This window comes from Clostridium zhoujianii, assembly GCF_051590805.1.
Classification (GTDB): domain Bacteria; phylum Bacillota; class Clostridia; order Clostridiales; family Clostridiaceae; genus Clostridium.
The window spans coordinates 93147-111106 of sequence record NZ_JBPUTF010000001.1 but is presented as its reverse complement, the minus strand read 5'-3'; the positions used below and the strand labels follow the sequence as shown (position 1 = coordinate 111106).

The 17960-nt window shown below is 30.8% G+C and carries 21 protein-coding genes; 4 read left to right on the top strand and 17 right to left on the bottom strand.

Annotation, left to right across the window (positions count from 1 at the left end):
• Window positions 1-8: 8 nt before the first annotated feature.
• The 16 genes from hisB to ACSYT2_RS00505 form a co-directional block, all read right to left on the bottom strand.
• Window positions 9-599, bottom strand: coding sequence for an imidazoleglycerol-phosphate dehydratase HisB (gene hisB / locus ACSYT2_RS00580; RefSeq protein WP_438382779.1), 591 nt, complete (start codon window positions 597-599; stop codon window positions 9-11).
• A complete protein-coding gene (gene hisC / locus ACSYT2_RS00575; protein ID WP_438382778.1) occupies window positions 575-1648 on the bottom strand; it encodes a histidinol-phosphate transaminase in 1074 nt (357 codons plus the stop codon). Before hisC ends, hisB begins: the two co-directional genes overlap by 25 nt.
• Window positions 1648-2934, bottom strand: a complete 1287-nt coding sequence (gene hisD, locus ACSYT2_RS00570; RefSeq protein ID WP_438382776.1) for a histidinol dehydrogenase — start codon at window positions 2932-2934, stop codon at window positions 1648-1650. The genes hisC and hisD overlap by 1 nt, the downstream gene beginning before the upstream one ends.
• A gap of 41 nt (window positions 2935-2975) precedes the next feature.
• Window positions 2976-3599, bottom strand: coding sequence for an ATP phosphoribosyltransferase (gene hisG / locus ACSYT2_RS00565; RefSeq protein ID WP_430857487.1), 624 nt, complete (start codon window positions 3597-3599; stop codon window positions 2976-2978).
• Entirely contained in the window at window positions 3596-4738 is a 1143-nt protein-coding gene (hisZ, locus tag ACSYT2_RS00560; protein ID WP_438382775.1) for an ATP phosphoribosyltransferase regulatory subunit, read from the bottom strand. Before hisZ ends, hisG begins: the two co-directional genes overlap by 4 nt.
• Window positions 4739-4947: 209 nt before the next feature.
• On the bottom strand, window positions 4948-5448 hold the full coding sequence (locus ACSYT2_RS00555; protein ID WP_438382773.1) for a GNAT family N-acetyltransferase: 501 nt from the start codon (window positions 5446-5448) through the stop codon (window positions 4948-4950).
• 69 nt (window positions 5449-5517) lie between these two features.
• Window positions 5518-6168 (bottom strand): DNA alkylation repair protein, encoded by a 651-nt coding sequence (locus ACSYT2_RS00550; protein ID WP_438382771.1) that lies wholly within the window; start codon window positions 6166-6168, stop codon window positions 5518-5520.
• A 274-nt stretch (window positions 6169-6442) separates the two neighbouring features.
• Window positions 6443-7600, bottom strand: coding sequence for a tRNA uracil 4-sulfurtransferase ThiI (gene thiI / locus ACSYT2_RS00545; RefSeq protein WP_430857494.1), 1158 nt, complete (start codon window positions 7598-7600; stop codon window positions 6443-6445).
• Window positions 7597-8745 (bottom strand): cysteine desulfurase family protein, encoded by a 1149-nt coding sequence (locus ACSYT2_RS00540; RefSeq protein ID WP_430857598.1) that lies wholly within the window; start codon window positions 8743-8745, stop codon window positions 7597-7599. Before ACSYT2_RS00540 ends, thiI begins: the two co-directional genes overlap by 4 nt.
• Window positions 8746-9152: 407 nt before the next feature.
• Window positions 9153-9596 (bottom strand): ACT domain-containing protein, encoded by a 444-nt coding sequence (locus tag ACSYT2_RS00535; protein ID WP_430857495.1) that lies wholly within the window; start codon window positions 9594-9596, stop codon window positions 9153-9155.
• Window positions 9596-10492, bottom strand: a complete 897-nt coding sequence (gene thrB, locus ACSYT2_RS00530) for a homoserine kinase (RefSeq protein WP_430857496.1) — start codon at window positions 10490-10492, stop codon at window positions 9596-9598. Before thrB ends, ACSYT2_RS00535 begins: the two co-directional genes overlap by 1 nt.
• Window positions 10493-10502: 10 nt before the next feature.
• Window positions 10503-11957 (bottom strand): threonine synthase, encoded by a 1455-nt coding sequence (gene thrC, locus ACSYT2_RS00525; protein ID WP_438382769.1) that lies wholly within the window; start codon window positions 11955-11957, stop codon window positions 10503-10505.
• Between the two features lie 228 nt (window positions 11958-12185).
• The gene (locus ACSYT2_RS00520; RefSeq protein WP_430857498.1) at window positions 12186-12743 is read right to left on the bottom strand and encodes an NUDIX hydrolase; all 558 of its coding nucleotides are present in this window, start codon (window positions 12741-12743) and stop codon (window positions 12186-12188) included.
• On the bottom strand, window positions 12740-13687 hold the full coding sequence (locus ACSYT2_RS00515; protein ID WP_438382767.1) for a PD-(D/E)XK nuclease family protein: 948 nt from the start codon (window positions 13685-13687) through the stop codon (window positions 12740-12742). Before ACSYT2_RS00515 ends, ACSYT2_RS00520 begins: the two co-directional genes overlap by 4 nt.
• 128 nt (window positions 13688-13815) lie before the next feature.
• Window positions 13816-14961 carry a DUF1648 domain-containing protein gene (locus tag ACSYT2_RS00510; protein WP_438382765.1) on the bottom strand — a complete coding sequence of 382 codons (1146 nt, stop codon included), beginning with the start codon at window positions 14959-14961 and terminating at the stop codon, window positions 13816-13818.
• 1 nt (window position 14962) lies between these two features.
• Window positions 14963-15358: a GntR family transcriptional regulator gene (locus tag ACSYT2_RS00505; RefSeq protein ID WP_430857501.1), complete on the bottom strand. Its 396-nt coding sequence runs from the start codon at window positions 15356-15358 to the stop codon at window positions 14963-14965.
• 199 nt (window positions 15359-15557) lie between these two features.
• On the opposite strand from ACSYT2_RS00505, the gene ACSYT2_RS00500 reads away from it, so the two are divergent.
• The 4 genes from ACSYT2_RS00500 (at window position 15558) to ACSYT2_RS00485 (ending at window position 17472) form a co-directional block, all read left to right on the top strand.
• Window positions 15558-15764, top strand: a complete 207-nt coding sequence (locus tag ACSYT2_RS00500) for a PspC domain-containing protein (RefSeq protein ID WP_438382763.1) — start codon at window positions 15558-15560, stop codon at window positions 15762-15764.
• Window positions 15765-16063: 299 nt separating this feature from the next.
• A complete protein-coding gene (locus ACSYT2_RS00495; RefSeq protein WP_438382762.1) occupies window positions 16064-16663 on the top strand; it encodes an ECF transporter S component in 600 nt (199 codons plus the stop codon).
• 194 nt (window positions 16664-16857) lie between these two features.
• Entirely contained in the window at window positions 16858-17040 is a 183-nt protein-coding gene (locus tag ACSYT2_RS00490) for an alpha/beta-type small acid-soluble spore protein (RefSeq protein WP_430857504.1), read from the top strand.
• A gap of 249 nt (window positions 17041-17289) precedes the next feature.
• Complete coding sequence (locus tag ACSYT2_RS00485; RefSeq protein ID WP_430857505.1) at window positions 17290-17472, top strand: alpha/beta-type small acid-soluble spore protein; 183 nt, start codon at window positions 17290-17292, stop codon at window positions 17470-17472.
• Window positions 17473-17533: 61 nt separating this feature from the next.
• On the opposite strand, the gene ACSYT2_RS00480 is transcribed toward ACSYT2_RS00485, so the two are convergent.
• Window positions 17534-17926, bottom strand: coding sequence for a hypothetical protein (locus ACSYT2_RS00480; protein ID WP_430857506.1), 393 nt, complete (start codon window positions 17924-17926; stop codon window positions 17534-17536).
• Window positions 17927-17960 lie beyond the last annotated feature (34 nt).

Sequence of the window (17960 nt, the reverse complement as noted above, 5' to 3'; positions counted from 1 at the left end):
AATTCCCCCTATAACATTCCCTTAGTTGATGGTAAGGTCATATTATTATCATCTACTTCTTTTGCTTCCCTAAGTGCTCTTCCTAATGCTTTAAACAGTGCTTCTACCTTATGATGATCATTTTCACCATATAGAACCTTTCCATGTAAAGTTATACCAGCATTAAAAGCAAAGGCTCTAAAGAACTCCTTGGTCATTTCAGTAGAAAATACCCCTATAGTATCTCTTTTAAAATCACAATCAAATACCAAGAAACTTCTCCCACTAATATCTAGGGATACTTGTGCTAAAGTTTCATCCATTGGTATAAAGAAAGTTCCATACCTCTTAATACCTCTTTTATCACCTAATGCCTGAAGAAATCCTTGTCCTAGAGCAATACCTACATCCTCTACTAAATGATGGTCACAAACTTCTAGATCCCCCTTTGCATTTATATCTAAATCAAAGCCACCATGAAAAGCCATTAAATTTAGCATATGATCAAAGAATCCTACTCCTGTACTTATACTTGTCTTTCCTTCACCATCAAGGCTAATAAAAAGTTTAATGTCTGTTTCTTTTGTTTCTCTATTTATGCTAGCACTTCTATTTGCCATTTTTCCTTACCTCCGTATATAAAAACCTCTTTAAAGTTTTCAATAAGCTTCTTATTCTCAAAAGGTGATCCAACACTTACTCTAAAACTATCATCATTAAAGTTTCTAATTATTATTCCACTAGCCTTTAACTTCTTTAATAATGCTTCCTTATATGGTGTTCTTCCAAAAATATAGTTAGCCTTAGATTTATAAAATTCAACCTTAAGAGATGCCTCTTCTTCTATTTTTTTAAGTTCCTTATATAAAAACTCTCTACCTTCTACTATTAGTTCAATATTCCTCTTTACAATCTCAGGCTTTTCTACAACTATTGTTGCCACTGTTTGAGATAATGAATTAACATTGTATGGAACTTTATACTTATTAAATTTCTCTATAACTCCTTCATTAGAAAGTAAGAATCCTACTCTTAATGCTGCAAGGCCCCAAGCCTTTGAAAGGGTTCTTGTTACTAACAGATTTTCATACTCATTTATATACGGCATCATAGTTTCACCATTAAATTCATAGTAAGCCTCATCTACTACTACATACTTATCTTCAAATGCCTCAAGTATTTTCACCATTTCCTCACAATTCAAAGCATAGCCAGTTGGATTATTAGGATTAGAAAACATAACTAAATCCACATTTTCCTTCTTGCCTAATTCAATGAAATCTTCAACTTTAAAGCTTCCATCAGTATCTGTTTTGTACTTTACTACTTCTCCTCCATTCATAGATACATAGTAATCATACATTGAAAAATCAGGTGATAATGTTAATAGCTTTTTCCCTTCAGTAATTGTTGATGCTATTATTAGTCCAAGCATCTCATCTGATCCATGTCCAACTATAATATTCTTTTCACTTACCTCTGCATATTTAGCATAAGCCTTCTTAATCTCCCTACTACTATCTTCTGGATATCTGTTAAGGTCAACTTCATCTAAAGCGCTTTTAATCTTCATTAGGACATCATTTCCCATACCTACATAACTTTCATTTGCATTTAAAGCTATTTCCGAATTTTGTTCTATATTAATGTAAGAATTAACACCCTTCATTACTTCAACCTCACTTTCACTGAATTTGCATGTGCTGTAAGTCCTTCCTTGTTAGCTATATTAATTATCTTTTCTCCATCTGCTTTTATTGCTTCTTTTGAATAATATAAGAAGGATGACTTCTTAATAAAGCTATCAACAGAAAGGGCTGAAAAGAATCTTGCTGTTCCATTTGTAGGCAATACATGGTTTGTACCACCAAAATAATCCCCTACAGGTTCTGGTGAATTGTATCCTAAGAATACTGACCCAGCATGTTTTACCTTTCCAAGTAACTCCATAGAGTTTGCTACCATAAGTTCTAAATGCTCTGGTGCTACTATATTTGATATTTCAATACACTTATCTATACTTTCACAGATAATTACCTTTCCGTGATTTCTTAGGGATTCCTCAATTATCTCTTTTCTCTCTAAAGTCTCCATTTGAATCTCTAATTCCTTTTCAACTTCTTTATATAACTCTTCAGATGTTGTTACTAAAATAGATGATGCAAGCTTATCATGTTCTGCCTGAGACATTAAATCAGCTGCCACATAACTTGGATCTGCACCTTCATCTGCAACTATTAAAATTTCACTAGGTCCTGCAATCATGTCTATATCTACTATGCCAAATACTAATTTCTTAGCCACTGCAACAAATATATTTCCTGGACCCACAATCTTATCTACCTTTGGAATAGTCTCTGTTCCATAAGCCAATGCACCGATTCCTTGTGCTCCACCAACCTTATAAATCTTATCTACTCCTGCAATTACTGCTGCAACACCAATGTATGGATTAATGCCACCATCTTTACTAGGTGGTGTAACCATAATTGTTTCAGATACACCAGCTACCTTTGCTGGTATAACATTCATAAGCACTGATGATGGGTATGCAGCCGTTCCCCCAGGCACATATACTCCAACTCTATCTAAAGCCATTACTCTTTGTCCAAGGAATACCCCTCTCTCTTTATTCAAAATAAAACCTTGTCCTTTTTGAGCCTTATGATAATACTCTATATTTTCCTTTGCTTCCTTTAGATTTTCAATGAATTCATCATCAACCTTTTTAAAGCAATCTTTAAGTTCATCTTCACTTACTCTTAACTCTTTTAATGAAACATTATCAAACTTCTCAGTATATTCTCTTAATGCCTTATCCCCATTTATCCTTACTTCATTAAGAATATCTGTAACACTTTTAGTAATGTCTCCACTAACTTCTTCTTCTCTTTCTTTTAATTCCTTTATAAGAACAGCCCAATTGTTCTTCCCTAAATCAAATCTCTTTAACATCTATATTGCCGCCCCCTCTTTATTTATTGCTCATAAATTGTTCATATTACTGCTTTTATCCTCTCTATAAAATCCCCAATTTCTTTTCTCTTTAATTTAAAACTTGCTTTATTAACAATTACTCTTGCACTAATATGACAGATAGTATCAAAAACTATAAGTCCATTTTCTTTTAGAGTAGTTCCTGTCTCCATAATATCTACAATTCCATCACATAATCCAAGTATAGGTGCTAGCTCAACTGAGCCCTCAATTTTAATAATTTCAACATCCATTCCTTTTTTCTTAAAATACTCTCTAGCAACTCTAGGATACTTTGTTCCAATTTTTATATGACCTATCTTCTTAAAGATGTCCTTTTCTGGTAATGATGCAACTATAAACTTACATTTACCTAAACCTAAGTCCAAAACCTCATAATAATTATTGTCACCCTCTAGTAATGTATCCTTACCTACAACTCCAATGTCAGCAACCCCATGCTCTACATAAGTTATAGAATCTGCAGCCTTTACTAGAAAGTATTTTATATCCTCTTTACTATCTTTAAAAACAAGTTTTCTACCTTTATCCTTTAGCTCTTCTGTACCAAAATTAGCTTTATCTAATAGCTTTACTGTTTCAGTTTCTAATCTACCCTTAGTTAATGCAATACTTATACTCATGCTTCAGCCCCCTCTAACTTTACATCTACCCCTACTAGTCCCTCCTCTGGAATTAACTCAACTATATAACCAGAATTTCTAAGTATCTCACATTGTTTAATTGCAGATACTTCATTTCCATTACCATAGTAAACCTTGTATCTTTGTTGCCCACTTGATTTTTCCTCATTAATAATATCTAATAATGAATCTAAATTTATAGAAAATCCTACTGCTGGCATGTCCTTACCAAAGGTTGAAATTAACCTATCATATCTACCACCACTTAACACTGTAACTCCAACACCATCTACATAACCTCTAAAAATTATTCCTGTGTAGTAATTTAATCTTGGAACCATTCCTAAATCGAAGGTTATTCTATCTCCATAGCCAAGCTCTTCTAAATCCTTATAAAGTCTTTCTAAATATTCCACACTATTCTTAAGTTCATCATTAAATGCAGACAACTTACCTTTCTCTAAAACTTCCTTCCCACCAAATAACCATGGTAACTTTTTAAAGAATTCTTTGTAATCATCAGAAACATTTAATTCACCTAAATAATCCTCTAATTCCTTTAAGCTTTTTCTATCAATAAGCTGAGCTAACTTATATCTTTCTTCTTCTTTTAAATTTAAATCCTTTATAGCAGAATTAAAGAAATTAATATTACCTATTTCTAGTTTAAACCCTGTATTTTTAACTACTTTTAAAGCATCTAGTGCTGTTACAAGTATCTCTAAATCTGATTTTTTATCCTCTAGTCCAATTAGCTCTACACCGCAATCTGTATATTCATTTTTCTTGCCCCCAAGACTTTCATGAACTCTAAATACATCTGCACTATATCTAAATCTTAATGGTGGGTTTACATCTTTAAACTTTGTTGCTACTATTCTTGCTATTGGAATAGTCATATCTGGTCTTAGTACAAGAATTCTTCCCTTTCCATCAAAGAACTTGTACATATCTTCTTCTCTTAAATTTTCAAAGCCTGCATTAAAGGTCTGATAAAATTCTATTGTTGGTGTAACAACTTCTTTATAACCCCATTTATCTAATATATTTTCTATATCCATTTGTACTTGTTTCTTGATTAGGCATTCTCCTAATACTAGATCCCTTGTTCCTTCTGGTATAACATATTTATTTTTCATGATCCCCCTCCTACACTAACTTAATTTAACGTGCTAAAGTGATAAAACTTTAAATTAATGATAATATACCAATTTATTGATGTCAAGGGTATATAAGGATTACATGAAAAACTTAAGGTTTATTTTAGAAAAGAATATTTTATAAATAGAAAAAAGACTAAGGTAATTCTTAGTTACCTTAATCTTCTTATAACTATCATATTATATTTTTAACTATTAGCTAGATTCTTTATCTTATCCCCAACTAATCTATAAGTTGTCCACTCATCCATAGGAATAGATCCAAAACTCTTATAGAATTTAATTGAAGGCTTATTCCAATCTAAACATACCCATTCCATTCTCTCACAAGAATTCTCTTCTGCTATCTTTGCTAAGACTATAAATATTTCTTTTCCATATCCCTTCCCCCTATATTCAGGTTGAATAAATATATCCTCTAAATATAAACCAGCCTTGCCTATGAAAGTAGAAAAGTTAAAGAAATATAAAGCAAATCCAATTGGTTTTCCATAAACCTCAGCAATTAAAACCTTAGCTCTATTATCCTCAAAAATACTTCTTCTTAAAGTTTCCTCAGTAGCAACAACCTCATCACCCATCTTTTCATACTCAGCAATCCCCTTTATAAAAGAAAGAATTAATGAAGTATCCTGGGCTGTAGTCTCTCTTAATTTAAACTCATCATATTTTGTACTTATGTATCTCATGATTTGCCCCCTCTTATGTTAAAATAATACAATTATATTTTATACTATCCTTCAATAAATTAGAAGGATTTAATCTAGATATTTGCTTCCTTCCCTAATACTTAAACTACTTAAGTTATTATTTGATATAAAATCCCTAACCCATTCTTTATTAACTTTTGAATATTCCCTAAGTGACCATCCAATTGCTTTCTGTATGAAAAATCTCTTATCTTCTATATTATCTTTTATTACTCTCTCCAAAACCTCTTTATTTGTCTTTTCTTTATACTTTAACTGATATAATATAGCTGTTCTTCTTAGCCACATACTTTCAGCTTGACTCCATCTCAAAATATATTCATCAACCAGCTCCGGATATTTCTCACATATTTGGCCAACTACATGACTATCTATCAAATCTACCGTGTCCCACCAAGATTTAGTTGTTATTAATTCCTTAATAAATGTTATATCTTCTTTTTGTAATTTCTTCTTTTCCTTTACTAAATAATCTAGTGCTAAATATTGAAACTCTCTATACTCCTGATCCCATAAGTATTTTACTAGCTCTTTATCTATGGTGGAATTCTTATCTATACCTTTTAGAAATTCTTTTTGTAGTTCCTTTCTCAAAGGGGATTTTATTCCTAAAAACTCAAATTTATCTTTCATATACTTTTTCATCGATTTTGAATTTTCTTCGTCTCTATTTTCTTTAAATTTATTTACCATCTCCATTAATCTTATCTCACTTTCATAAGGTATTTATCATAACATATCTTTAATTATATACTTATTGTCCTCTTTTCTATATTAGTATTAACTATGTAACTCCTCCCTATCTCACACTTTATCAGTACCTTCTTATACTAATTTCTTCATTTATTATTTAGCTTAAACTTTTAGCTTTTTATTTATAATTCTCTATATAAAAAATCACATATGAAATTTATTACAACTTCATATGTGATACAAATTATTAATTTATTTATATGGTATCCCCAACAGGAAACTATCTTAACTTTACAAATTCTAAGTTATCTATAGCATCATTAACAAGCTTATCTATATCTAAAGCTTCTTCACTCTTTCTCATACCTTCCACTTGTGGTCTTGTCTTAGGATGCTTTGGTACAAATATTGTACAGCAATCTTCATATGGTAATATTGAAGTTTCATAAGTATCTATCTTTCTTGCAATATCCATAATATCTTCTTTGTCCATCGCTATAAGTGGTCTAAATACTGGTCTATCCGCACAGTCTGTACTTACTATTAAACCTTCCATAGTTTGACTTGCTACTTGCCCTATACTTTCTCCTGTTGCAACAGAATCTATATGCATTTTGTCTGCAAGCTTACAAGCTATTCTCATCATGAATCTTCTCATGATTATTGTTAATTCGTCTTCTCTACACTTATCTATTATTTCCATTTGAACATCTGTAAATGGAACAATATATAAATTAACTTCTTCAGTATATCTTGCAAGAATCTTAGCTAATTCCTTAACCTTATCCTTAGCTCTTTCTGATGTATATGGATGACTATGATAGTATACACAGTTTAATGCGACTCCTCTTCTAGCCATTAAATAACCAGCTACTGGAGAGTCTATTCCACCTGATAGCATTAGCATTGTGCTACCATTAATTCCATATGGAAGTCCACCAGCACCTTTAATTTTATCCTTGCTAGTCCATACATATGCTTCTTCTCTTATTTCAATATTAACTCTACATTCTGGTGTCTTAACATCTACATTAAGTTCTCTTTCACAATTATGTAGTATATATCCACCTATATCTCTAGAACATTCCATTGAATTCATCGGGAACTTTTTATTAGCTCTATTAGTTTCTACCTTAAATGTTTTGCAGTCACTTTCTTCTATCTTCTTAAGAGCTTCTTTCTTTATTGTTTCTAAATCTCTTGGAACCTTTGTAACAACACAAACTTCTGCTACACCAAATACTCTCTTTATTCTTTCAATAGCTTCATCTAATTCATCTACTTTTATAAAGTATCTACCTTGATCTGCTACTATTTCAAAGTTTAGTCCTTTAAGCTTTATTGATATATTATCTCTTAACTTCTTTTCAAATCTATTTCTATTTAAACCCTTTAAAAAAATCTCTGATGCATACTTTACTAATATTAATTTATTCATCTTTTTATCCTCCTTAAGAACACTAGGCCCTTTTTAATTGTTTCAACTGTCTTATCAATTTCTTCTTTTGTATTATCTGGTGAAAATGAGAATCTTATTGCTCCCTCTACTTCACTATTGGTAAGCTTCATAGCCTCAAGTACATGACTTCCAACTACTCCTCCCTTACTTTGTGAAGTACAAGCTGATCCAGTAGATACATATATCTCTTCTGCTTCTAGTAGATGTAATAATACCTCTCCTCTTACACCTCTAAAAGATACATTTAAAATATATGGTGAAAAATCTTCTTCTATAGGACTATTTATTTTAATATCCTTAATTTCACTAAGTTTTTCAATCATATACTTTTTAATATCTTCTACTTTTTTATAATTTTCTTCTCTATTTTTCATTACTTCTATAGCAGCTACTGTAAGTCCCATTATTCCTGGTAGATTTTGAGTACCTGCTCTTAAACCTCTTTCTTGTGCTCCTCCATGTATATGTGGCATTGGATGAATACCTTTTGCTAAATAAAAGAAACCTACACCCTTAGGGCCATTAAACTTATGTCCACTAACTGTTAATGAGTCTATTTTCATTTTCTTAATATCTATAGGTAACTTACCATAACCTTGAACAGCATCTACATGGAACTTTGCTCTAGAGCTTACACTTTTAATCAGCTCACCTATTTCAGTAAGATTTTGTATTGTACCAACTTCATTATTTACATACATTATTGAAACTAATACAGTGTCTTTTCTTATAGCTTCTCTAAGTTCCTCTATATCAATCCTACCTTTAGAATCCACAGAAAGATATGTAACTTTAACACCCATCTTCTCTAATGCTTCTGCTGTATTTTTGATTGAGCTATGTTCAAATGGAGTTGTTATAAGATGTGATCCTTCTTTTAATAAACCTTTAAATATAAAGTTATTTCCCTCGCTACCACCAGATGTAAAGTAAATTTCTTCACCTGAACAGTTTATTGTTTTTGCAAGTTCTTCCCTACATATATTAAGTTTTTTCTCCGCCTCCATTCCAAGCTTATGAAGTGAAGATGGATTACCAAAGAATTCTTCCATGCCATTACATACTTCATTAATAACATTCTTTGTTGGCTTTGTAGTTGCTGCATTATCTAAATATATATACATCATTTCACCTCTTTTAATACTTCTATTATTGTCTATAATCATATAACTAATACCATCATAATCCCTAGCAATTTTATACCTGAATAAAGTGATTCTTAGTTTTAGGTGAAGTTTTCTTAATAGGAATACACTACTCCATCTGAAGCTTAGAAGAACCAATCCAGGCGCTCAGCAGTGCTTAGCTCCCACTTATAGAAAGTGGGAGTGTTAGCAATGATAGCAATCGGATAAATATCTTTTTTCATTATAAAGGTTATTAACAACTTTTTCAAATCACCAAGTAAATTTATAAGTTTTATATAGATATTCCCTATTATAAATAAGCATAAAAATAGTACTGATTTTTATTACTATAACCATAACCCCATGTAAATACAGTTATAAAATAAATATCAGTACTATATATATTATCTATATTCCATTGCTATAAATTCAACTTCTTCAATCTTATCTAAAGCCTCTAACCTATGAAGTAACACTTTAATATCCCCCTCTAGTGTACTCATATCAATAGTTAAACTTACATAAGCATAGCCATTAAGTGGAATCCCTTGATTTATTGTAATAACGCTTCCACCTTGACTAGATATACAATTTAAGATATTAGATAAAACACCCTTTTCATCTATTATCTTTATATTAAATGTAGCCTTTCTACCTTCTGGACTTTCTGAGAATTCAAAAATAAAATCTTTGTATTTATAATACACGCTTCTACTAATTCCAGCTATCCTAGTAGCTTCTGTAACTTCTTTTACTTTGCCTTCTTTAAGTAATTTCTTCGCATTTACAACTTTTTCATATACATCTGGCAAAACTCTTTTATCAATTACAAAATAATTTCCATCCACTATTCTTCACCTTCTATTACTTTTGCCCCTACTGTATCTATAGAAAGTTCATATATATCCCAATTCAAGGAATTTGCCTCCAAGAATTCTTGCATCTTATTGCTAAAGCCAACCTCTTTATCCGAAATTAAGGCCATAATAGTAGGTCCTGCACCACTTAAATAGGAAGCTAAAGCCCCAACTCTATATGCTTCATTTTTTACTTCATCAAAACCCTTTATAAGCTTACTTCTGTAATTCTCATGAAAGGCATCCTTACAAGCAAATTTAAGTAGTTCATGATTACCATTTGACATTGCAGTAACCATTAATGCTGCTCTTGCAACATTATATACTCCATCCTTCATTGATATCTTCTCTGGAAGTACATCTCTTGCATCCTTAGTGGCAAGTCTAAAATCTGGTATAATTGGCACAAATCTAATGTGCTCTTGAACTTTCACCATATCATAGTATACCTTATCTTCTTCCATTATAGCAACAACCATTCCGCCCAAAACTGCTGGTGCTACATTATCAGGATGTCCTTCCATCTCTACTGCCATTTGAAATATTTCATCTTTAGAAAATGGATTACCCATTATCTCATTAGCTCCAACTAGTCCCCCAACTATACAGCTAGAACTACTTCCAAGACCTCTAGCAATTGGAATATCTTGTTTTAATGTACTAATTTCTAAACCCTTTGGCTCATAATTAGCTTTCTTAAAACACTTCATCATTGCTTCATATATTACATTATCTTCATTACAAAACTCTTCAGGAACACCTTTAAAACTCAAACCACTTTCAGTCTCTCTAAAGCCAAATTCGTTATATAGCTGTATAGCTATTCCTAATGAATCAAAGCCTGGCCCCATGTTTGCTGAAGTAGCTGGTACTCTTACTCTAATCATATTAATACCTCTACTTTAAATAGGATAAAAGAGCTTTTCTCATCTCATCCTTATCCCAGATTTCATTGTGTAGAACTTCTTTCTTATCTAGTCCATTTAAGTTCTTTGGTATTTCTACCTTAGTCTTTTCAAATAATCTATTTAGAACTTCGAAATCATCAATATTATCAACATCAATATTCAGTGCATTACAAATACTTCTTGGGAATTTGTATGGACTTGCTGTTGATGCTATTAATACCTTTCTTTCGTCTCCAGTTTCTTTTGTATACTTTTCATATACAACTTCAGCAACTGCAGTATGTGTATCCATTAAGTAGCCCTCTTTTTCATACATATTGCATATTGCTTGGTAAATCTCTTCTTGAGTTGCATAGTCTCCATAGAAATCCTCTAGGAAATTCTTTATCTTTTCAGGTATCTCATAAACTCCTTGGTTCATTAATGAATTCATAAGATTTTCTATTTCTTGTCCATCTCTTCCGCTACCTTCAAATAATAATCTTTCTAAATTAGAAGATACTAATATATCCATGGATGGAGATTCTGTTAAGACAAGTTCCCTTCTCTTATCATATTTTCCACTCTTGAAGAAATCAGTTAATACCTTATTTTCATTTGATGCACAAATGAACTTGTTTATTGGTAGCCCCATTCTTTTAGCGTAGTAAGATGCTAAAATATTACCAAAGTTTCCTGTAGGTACAACTACATTTATTTCTTCTCCCTCTTTAATCTTTCCTTCTTCAATTAACTTGAAGTATCCATAGAAATAGTACACTATTTGAGGTACTAGTCTTCCTATATTTATTGAATTTGCAGAAGATAATAGATAGCCCTCTTTCTTTAACTCTGCTTTAAAGCCCTCATCTCCAAAAATTTCCTTAACCCCTGTTTGTGCATTATCAAAGTTTCCTGTAATTCCAAAAACTTTAACATTCTTACCTTCTTGAGTTGCCATTTGTCTTTCTTGAATAGCACTTACTCCATTTTTAGGATAGTAAACTACTACCTTAAAACCATCTACATCTGCGAAACCTTCTAATGCAGCTTTTCCTGTATCTCCTGAGGTTGCAGTAAGAATTACTACCTCTTCATTTACTCCTAAAGCTTTCTTAGCTCTCTTCATTATTTGTGGTAAGAATAATAATGCTGCATCCTTAAATGCACAGGTTGGCCCATGATAAAGCTCTAAGAAGTTATTCTTTACTTTTACATCAAAACGATCATTATAAGCATCATTTATTGCACTCATTAGATCCTCTTCATTAATATCTGTAAAGTATTCTTTTATAATCTTAAAAGCTAGCCCCTCATAAGATAAACCCTGTTCTTTTTTTAAAGTATCATATAGATTAGGAAAAGATTCTGGAACAAATAAGCCCCCATCCTTAGCAATTCCTCTAACAATAGCCTCTGCGGAATCTACTCCCTTTTCCATCCCTCTTGTACTTTGAAATTTCATTTAATCACCCCAAGTATTAATAAATTTATCCATTTTTCGCCTTTGTTAGTATAATATCATGTTCATATTCCAAAAACAACTGTTTTTTGGTGGGAAACATAATTTTTGAGTCTCTTTCTCTATTTGAAAGTAGTATCAAATAAAAAAATTAGTAATTTTGTAAATGAACAGCCCCCCGTCAGGTAGACAGGGGGCTGTTCAAAAATTACTAACTTATTTACTTTATTATTAAACCATCCCTAAAAGTATCAAAGCACCTTTAATAGAAACATTATTATTCTTTACAAATTCCTTTGCTTCACTTTTTTTAATCTTAAAGACTTCTATATCTTCATTATCTTCCATATTTTCATTAGTTATATCACCCTCAACAACCATCTTAACTACAGCAGTAGTTTCATCACTCATTCCAACTGAAGTATAACTTGGCTTTAACACTAATTCATAACTTTTAGCTTTTAATCCAGTTTCCTCAAATAATTCTCTTTTTGCTGCTTCTTCTATATTTTCTCCTGGATCTACTATTCCTGCAGGCAACTCATATAAATAATCCCCTATTGCTGGTCTATATTGTTTAAGTAAAACTACTTCATCATTTTCAGTTACTGGAATTATCATAACACCATCACATCTATCATGATTTTTTGTAACACAAGATAAATCTTCCTTCTTTCTTCTACTAGCCACAAAATAATCTTTAGGTTTACCTTTTCTGTTAATAAGTTTTAGTTTATACATATTTAAATACTTACTGCTTGATAGTTGTACTATATCTATTAACTTCATATAACTTCCTCCATCTTCTTTAAGCATAACTTTCTAAATTTACACTTTTTACACTTATTTAAGTTGTCACACATTAAAAAATCCTCTTTAACTCTTGGCTTATTTAGATTTTCATCATCTAAAAATGCATCTATAACATTTAGATCCATATGTATTCTATTATTTATATAATCTATATCTTCATGAGTAAATGTATATTCTGCATTCTCTCCTAAAAGCAAATATTCAACTCTACCCCTTATTTTTTCTAAGGGTGCTCCATACTTTTCAATAACGTATAGGGCATATACTAATAACTGATCTCTATCATGTTCACTAAACTTTCCAGTCTTCCAATCTACTATTATATAGTTTCCCTCTTCATCAATATATAGTGCATCTATTAATGCAAATATTTTAACTCCTTGGACATAAATATAATCAAAATTACCTTCATCTACTTCCAAAACCTTAGCTGATGACTTTAAAATATCAAGATAAGTTTTTGATTTAAAAAAGTTTTCGCTACAACAGTCAATTCTCTCTTTTATTTCTGTAATATTCTTATCCTCAAGCTTATTACCATAATAGTATTCTTGTAGCATTTCTCCCTTTGGATACTCATCCCATGAACCATTTCTAAACTTAATTATACTCTCTTTAACTCCTTCATTAAGCTTAGTTCTCATACACTCCTTCATGAAAGTATTGTCTGTATGTGATTTGCCCTCTTTTATTGTTTCCTTTATTATCCCATGAAGCTTATCTCCAAACATAAGCCATATATTTGTTAGCTTTTTTAATCTCCATGCTACTTTTTGCTCCTCAGTTGCTGTCCATATCCAACCATTATGTGAGCCGTAGTATGTATAATAATACTCTCTTAAACAATTCTCTATTACCTTCATCTTAGATATACTCCAAGATTTCTCTGGATACTCCTTTACTTTAAAACCGCCCTCCACTTTTATATCACTCCTTAAAACAATTAATTTTATTATACTCTATTTTTCAAAAATTATGATGAAACTATCTTCCTTCTAAATTAAAATAGAAAAACCTCCCTAATATAAGGGAAGTTTTGTATTATCATTTATATATTTAATATGCTCTGATCATTCATAATTGTTACTATTAAAACTCCAAGTACAATAATAATGGTAATAGCAACAAATACCCAAGCAATTGGCTTTGCATAATTGAAGTCCATTCCTATTCCTATTCTTTTTTGAACCATAATAGCTGGATCTTCTTTATTATAATAGAAAGATCCTAATTTATATAAATCATCATCATCTCTATAAATCATTTCGCCATCATCTTCAACTTTAATATTTCTACCACCCTGGCCAATTCTATAAATAGGTATTATACCACCTATACAAGTTGCTAGTATTATTATAGTTGATACAATTGCTAAAGCTCCTGCATATCTAGGATAGAATAATGTAACTTGAATTATCGCAAACATTATTTCCATTTCTAATGCAATTGCAAATAAATATATTACCATATATCTTCTATAGGTATTTTGTTGCTTTAATGTTGCCTTTACAGTACCACTATTTAATATTTTCTTTGCTCTAAGAGTATATATATGGGTTCCCCATAACATAAGTAGTATTCCTATTTGAGTTAATGGTAGTATTGCAAGAGAAAAATACCCATCAAATGTTCCCTTAACACTATACCTATCTGCAATCCCATTTCCATTAAAATGAATTGGGAAAACCTCTGGTAATCTTCCATAGAGAACTATAGTCATAATAATTGTTATTGCTATTATAGGAATTATCCATAAGTATATTTTACTTGATAATGGCTGCTTTTCTATCCCTTCCCCGTTCTTTTTCTTTACTCTCATATCTACTACAACTACATTACTACCAATAGTTCTCCATTTATTTCTTCTCTTTATTTCCTTCATCTCTTTCCAAGAAAATAAATATACAATTTGACTTAGTATTAATATAATAAATAATGAAAATACCAACATAGCAACACTATCTACTATCAATGATATCCCTAAGGTAATTAAAATAGTAATTGGAATAATTAATATATATCTTTTTTTGTATCTTTTTATTGCCTGAATTATCTCATTATCATTCTTATGATCTTCTGGTACTCTAACACCATAAATGATTCCTGTATTAGCTATTTTATCAAGATTATAACCTTGATACATCAATACCCCATAAACTATAAGAAATGTTCCTATTCCCATTATAGCCTCCATTTTACAGTCCTCCTTCTTTACCAGATAAGAATTCCTTATATAAACTATCTATACCATTTTTTATGTCATCGCATGGAACTCCTCTATTAATGCACTCAGCCACCATTATTTCCATCTCTTTTATCATTTTATTTTCAAATTTCTTCTTACTATCCTCTAAAGAAAAAGAAATAACTGCTCCTTTTCTTCTATCCATTCTTATATAACCATCATCTTTAAGCAGTGTATAGCTTTTATTTACAGTATGCATATTTACACCAATTTCTTCTGCTAAGGATCTTACAGATGGTAATTCATCCCCTTCTACAATCTCACCTTTTGCTATACCCTTAATAACCTCATTTTTTATTTGTTGATATATTGGTTCTTCTGAATCTAAATCAATTCTAAGTAGCATCCTTTCACCACCTTAATTTCATCTTATTGTTATACTTAGTATATAACAGTTGTTTTTTTCTTTCAATAATATTTGGTAATTATAATATTAATATCTTAAAAACTTCTTATTTTTTATTATTATATTGATGAATTACTATACTTTCTCTTCATATGGATTATAATAATAATAAGATACTTGCTTATAGGGGGTAGAAACTATGAATTCGTCAAAGAAACTATATAAAAATAAAGCTCTTGGCAAACTTGAAGGTGTTTGTGCAGGCTTTACAGAATACTTCGATGCTGATGTTACTTTAGTTAGAGTCTTCTGGATTCTCGTAACTCTTATGTCCTTCGGATTAGGTTTTGTTGGATATATTGCTTGTGCTATAGTTATGCCAGATAAGAGTAAAATTATAGACTAAATTATTATTAAAATATTTAAATATAAGGAAAGCTAACTATTTTAAATTTATACTTAGCTTTCCTTATATATTTGCCTTAAACTTTCTTGAACTAACAATACCTTTCTTAACATAATAATAATTCCTAATATTCTCTATTTTTTACATATTGAAAATATATTAACAAAATATATTGATAATTTTAGAAATCGTGATAAAATAAAAATCGTCGGTATTCTATTTTAGAAACTGAACTGTAAATCTAATATGAAGATTTGCCGAATTATATCCAATTTGGAATAAGAACGGGGGAAAATTTTATGGAAACAACATCAACAAAACAAAAATTTGGAACAAGACAACTTGTTCTAATAGGAATGCTTTCAGGTATTTCAATTTTCATGGGCCTAACAGGTATAGGATTTATTCCACTACCTTGGATGAAAGCATCAATTATGCATGTACCAGTTATAATAGGTGCAGTATTAGAAGGACCAATAGTAGGTGCCGCAGTTGGATTAGTATTTGGATTATTTTCAATCTATCAAAATATAACTACTCCTGCACTACTATCACCAATATTCATGAATCCAATTATAGCTATAGTTCCTAGAGTATTAATTGGAATTGTATCTTATTATGTATTTAAATTTGTAAAAAATACTTTCCATAAGGAAAAACTAGGCTTAACATTAGCTGCCATTGCTGGAACTGCTACTAATACAATAGGTGTGCTTGGATTAACATATATTCTTGCCTTAGATAAATTTGCAGCATTAAAAGATATCAGTAATTCAGCAGTAGCTTATGCTCTTACTGCAATTGGAACTACAAATGGTATCCCAGAAGTTCTAGTATCTGTACTAATTGTTGTACCAGTAGTTACTGGATTATTTAAAATTTATAAGAGAAAAAAATAAATTATGATTATAAATAGCTGTTGGAATGAGGTTAAACCTCATTCCAACAGCATTTTTTATTTTACCATCTAAGTTTGTACATTTTTCCTATTTTACCTCTTATATCATAGTTTATATTATTTCTCTTTACACACAATAATAGTGCAAAGCAAACAAAGCTTCGCAAAATACAACCGTTAGAGGAGGAATTTATTATGTCACAATCATTAGTACCAGAAGCAAAGAATGGTTTATCAAAATTCAAGAACGAAGTTGCTGGTGAAATGGGCGTTCCTTTCACTGATTACAACGGTAACTTATCTTCAAAACAATGCGGTAGCGTTGGTGGAGAAATGGTTAAGAGAATGGTTCAACAATACGAAAGTGGAATCAAATAATTAACCAAACTTAAATTTCATAAAACTAAATAGAGAAAAGCATGTTACATAACTTGTAACATGCTTTTTCAGGTGATATAGTTAACAATTTTCCTATGAAATTTTATAATTATCATTCCATAAAATGTCTTGTACATTATTCCTATTTTTCCTTTCATATCATAGTTTATATAATTTCTCTTTACACACAATAATAGTGCAAAGCAAACAAAGCTTCGCAAAATACAACCGTTAGAGGAGGAATTTATTATGTCACAATCATTAGTACCAGAAGCAAAGAATGGTTTATCAAAATTCAAGAATGAAGTTGCTGGTGAAATGGGCGTTCCTTTCACTGATTACAACGGTAACTTATCTTCAAAACAATGCGGTAGCGTTGGTGGAGAAATGGTTAAGAGAATGGTTCAACAATACGAAAATGGAATCAAATAATTAACCAAAACAAATGAAAGAATCACGGTGCAAACCGTGATTCTTTTATTTTACTCCTTCATTAAACTGTCCACTTTTCTTCCACATCTGTAAGCATATCTTCAAGGCCATAACTATTAACATTCATATTTATATTTTCCTTTAATAGCTTTGAAATAAGCTCATCCTTTTCATCTTGAAACATCCCACTATCTCTTATCTTTTCAATAAAATCATCTAAATCATATATATGACATTCACCTTCATATACGCCCATCATTGTTCCATAATCCTTCTGATCTTGCTCTTGGTACATATCAAAGTAAGAATATCGTCCTTCATGTGCTCCCGCTAATATTCTATTTAAATACAGTGTACTTATAAAACTCCTTGCATCTGATAGCTCTACGAATCCTACTACATTTCCTGTTGGCTCTACAACAATATAATTATTAACTGGTGTAATGTACTCCATAGTTCAATCCTCCTAAGCAGTTTTCTTATAAAAA

Bases quoted from the DNA above. Each gene is read 5' to 3' on its own strand.
- hisB (WP_438382779.1), bottom strand. From the start codon at position 599: ATGGCAAATAGAAGTGCTAGCATAAATAGAGAAACAAAAGAAACAGAC.
- hisC (WP_438382778.1), bottom strand. From the start codon at position 1,648: ATGAAGGGTGTTAATTCTTACATTAATATAGAACAAAATTCGGAAATA.
- hisD (WP_438382776.1), bottom strand. From the start codon at position 2,934: ATGTTAAAGAGATTTGATTTAGGGAAGAACAATTGGGCTGTTCTTATA.
- hisG (WP_430857487.1), bottom strand. From the start codon at position 3,599: ATGAGTATAAGTATTGCATTAACTAAGGGTAGATTAGAAACTGAAACA.
- hisZ (WP_438382775.1), bottom strand. From the start codon at position 4,738: ATGAAAAATAAATATGTTATACCAGAAGGAACAAGGGATCTAGTATTA.
- ACSYT2_RS00555 (WP_438382773.1), bottom strand. From the start codon at position 5,448: ATGAGATACATAAGTACAAAATATGATGAGTTTAAATTAAGAGAGACT.
- ACSYT2_RS00550 (WP_438382771.1), bottom strand. From the start codon at position 6,168: ATGGAGATGGTAAATAAATTTAAAGAAAATAGAGACGAAGAAAATTCA.
- thiI (WP_430857494.1), bottom strand. From the start codon at position 7,600: ATGAATAAATTAATATTAGTAAAGTATGCATCAGAGATTTTTTTAAAG.
- ACSYT2_RS00540 (WP_430857598.1), bottom strand. From the start codon at position 8,745: ATGTATATATATTTAGATAATGCAGCAACTACAAAGCCAACAAAGAAT.
- thrB (WP_430857496.1), bottom strand. From the start codon at position 10,492: ATGATTAGAGTAAGAGTACCAGCTACTTCAGCAAACATGGGGCCAGGC.
- thrC (WP_438382769.1), bottom strand. From the start codon at position 11,957: ATGAAATTTCAAAGTACAAGAGGGATGGAAAAGGGAGTAGATTCCGCA.
- ACSYT2_RS00520 (WP_430857498.1), bottom strand. From the start codon at position 12,743: ATGAAGTTAATAGATATAGTACAACTATCAAGCAGTAAGTATTTAAAT.
- ACSYT2_RS00510 (WP_438382765.1), bottom strand. From the start codon at position 14,961: ATGGAGGCTATAATGGGAATAGGAACATTTCTTATAGTTTATGGGGTA.
- ACSYT2_RS00505 (WP_430857501.1), bottom strand. From the start codon at position 15,358: ATGCTACTTAGAATTGATTTAGATTCAGAAGAACCAATATATCAACAA.
- ACSYT2_RS00500 (WP_438382763.1), top strand. From the start codon at position 15,558: ATGAATTCGTCAAAGAAACTATATAAAAATAAAGCTCTTGGCAAACTT.
- ACSYT2_RS00495 (WP_438382762.1), top strand. From the start codon at position 16,064: ATGGAAACAACATCAACAAAACAAAAATTTGGAACAAGACAACTTGTT.
- ACSYT2_RS00490 (WP_430857504.1), top strand. From the start codon at position 16,858: ATGTCACAATCATTAGTACCAGAAGCAAAGAATGGTTTATCAAAATTC.
- ACSYT2_RS00485 (WP_430857505.1), top strand. From the start codon at position 17,290: ATGTCACAATCATTAGTACCAGAAGCAAAGAATGGTTTATCAAAATTC.
- ACSYT2_RS00480 (WP_430857506.1), bottom strand. From the start codon at position 17,926: ATGGAGTACATTACACCAGTTAATAATTATATTGTTGTAGAGCCAACA.